Source organism: Phaeobacter sp. HF9A (genome assembly GCF_011806385.1).
Classification (GTDB): domain Bacteria; phylum Pseudomonadota; class Alphaproteobacteria; order Rhodobacterales; family Rhodobacteraceae; genus Epibacterium.
In genome coordinates, this window is record NZ_JAATOX010000229.1 from 1 (window position 1) to 2,419 (window position 2,419).

The window sequence follows — 2,419 nt, forward strand, 5'->3', positions numbered from 1 at the left end:
CGCCAAGGCGCGCGGTGCCAAGATCTATGGCGAGGTCCTGGGCTACGGGCTGTCAGGCGACGCCTATCACATCACGGCCCCCTCCGAGCATGGCGAAGGCGGCGAACGTGCCATGCGCGCGGCGCTGGCCAATGCCGGTCTGAAACCCGAGGATATCGACTATATCAACGCCCATGGCACCTCGACCATGGCGGATACCATCGAACTGGGCGCGGTGGAGCGGCTGCTCGGCGATCACGCCAAGAATGCCACCATGTCCTCGACCAAATCCGCCACTGGCCATTTGTTGGGCGCGGCAGGTGCGATCGAGGCGATCTTCTCGATCCTGGCGATCCGGGATCAGGTGGCGCCGCCGACCATCAACCTGGACAATCCCGCGGTAGAGACCCCGGTGGATCTCGCCCCCAACACCAAACGGGAACGGGAAATTAACGTGGCCCTGTCCAACTCCTTCGGCTTTGGCGGCACCAATGCCTCGGTGATCTTCGGAAAAGTGAGCGACTGACATGTGGCGCAGCCTGGCCTCGAATATGCTGACGGTGATGATCGTCGGCCTCTTCCTCTTTGCGGGGGTGATCCTCTGGGGCAAGAATGAATATTCCGCCGAGGGGCCGCTGTCCGATGCGATCTGCCTGCGGGTGGAGCGCGGCACCACGATGTCCCGCCTCAGCCGCCAGCTGGAGGAAGATGGCGCCGTCAGCAGCGGCACCATCTTCCGCATTGGCGTGAAATACTCCGACAAGGCGCAGGATCTGAAAGCTGGCAGCTACCTGGTGGAGCCTGGCGCATCGATGGCAGCTATCGTCGATCAGATCACCCGCGGCGGGGCCTCGACCTGCGGCACGGAGATCGTTTATCGGGTTGGCGTGACCCGGGTGCTGGCCGAAGTGCGCGAGCTGGACCCCGCCACCAACGCCTTTGTCGAACAGGCGGAGTTCGTGCCCGGCGTGGATGAGACCCCCGCCGTCTACACCGAGAAAAAGGCCGAAGGCGACACCCGCTACCGCATTGCCCTCGCCGAAGGGGTGACCAGCTGGCAGGTTGTTGAGGCGCTGAAGGCGATGGACGTGCTGACCGGCGATCCGGGCCGCCGTCCGGCTGAGGGCAGCCTTGCGCCGGACAGCTATGAGGTCACGCCCGGCACCGAACGTGCCACCGTGCTGGCCGAAATGCAAAACCGCCAGGACAAGCGCATCGCCGACGCCTGGGAAACCCGCAGCCCCGACGCAGCAGTCAAAACGCCAGAGGAGATGCTGATCCTGGCCTCCATCATCGAGAAGGAAACCGGCGTCGCCTCCGAACGCGGCGTGGTGGCCTCGGTCTTTACCAACCGCCTGAAACGCGGCATGCGGCTGCAAACCGACCCGACGGTGATCTATGGCGTCACCAAAGGCGAGGGCATCCTGGGCCGCGGATTGCGCCAGAGCGAGCTGCGCGGTGTAACGCCTTGGAACACCTATGTGATTGAGGGTCTGCCACCCACGCCGATCGCCAATCCGGGCCTTGATAGCTTGGTGGCGGCGGTGAACCCGGAGAAGACGGATTACGTGTTCTTCGTTGCCGACGGCACCGGTGGCCATGCCTTTGCCGAAACGCTCGAAGAGCACAACCGCAACGTGGCCAAATGGCGCCAGATCGAAGCGGAACGCGGCAACAACTGAAACAGCAAGAGAGGGGGGCGCTGCCCCCCTCGTGCTTTGCGGGCAAAGCCCTCACCCCCCGGGATATTTCGGGTTAGAAGAAACTGGGAGAGGGTATCCTTCTTCTAACTGCAAATATCCCGGAGCGCGAGGCAGAGCCTCGCATCTCTCGCCGTTGCCTATAGGGCGGACGCTGAGTTGAACGCATCTTTATTCAAACGCAGTAAAACCAGTCTCGGCAGCTGGAAAACGCGCAGGCAAGGATCGCAGACCCACATCGGGGTGATCCGCGCCTCCCGTTTCTCCGTGTGGATCGTTTGACACGAGGCAGCCGCCCCATGACAGCACCGACCCCGGAAGAGTTGAGGACCATCAGCTCCGAGCTCTTGCTTTCTCTGCATGAGAGCCTTCGGCGTGCGCGCAAGCTCAGCGAAGAGTTTCTTCTCCAGTTCGAAACGGAGGAAGAGATCAATCCAGACACCTCCCGTCTGAAACCCCAGATTGCCAAGCTCGACGGTCTGATCCGTGACATCCAGAAAGTGGAGAAAACCCTTGTCTCATATGAACACGCCCCTGGTGCCCCCGCATGGTGGCCTTCGACCTCCGTGCCGCCCGAGATGAGATCGAGCGCCGCCTGGCTGGCCTGCGTGCCGCCCTTCATGACGCAGATTTTTCTGGCGGAGCTGGATGAGGCGGGGAATCCCCCCCCGATCTTAAGGGGATGCGGAAGTAGAATTTTCTCGGCAGGATGAACGAGGAGATTCCGATGAAGAAGACAC

The 2,419-nt window shown here is 62.3% G+C and carries 2 protein-coding genes and 1 pseudogene; all 3 read left to right on the top strand.

Annotation, left to right across the window (positions count from 1 at the left end; genetic code table 11):
* A pseudogene (locus HCZ87_RS20535) lies at positions 1-505 on the top strand (beta-ketoacyl-ACP synthase II); the annotation flags it as partial.
* 1 nt (position 506) lies between these two features.
* Entirely contained in the window at positions 507-1,661 is a 1,155-nt protein-coding gene (mltG, locus tag HCZ87_RS20540) for an endolytic transglycosylase MltG (RefSeq protein ID WP_167646959.1), read from the top strand.
* A gap of 317 nt (positions 1,662-1,978) precedes the next feature.
* Positions 1,979-2,392, top strand: a complete 414-nt coding sequence (locus HCZ87_RS20545) for a hypothetical protein (protein ID WP_254868726.1) — start codon at positions 1,979-1,981, stop codon at positions 2,390-2,392.
* Positions 2,393-2,419 lie beyond the last annotated feature (27 nt).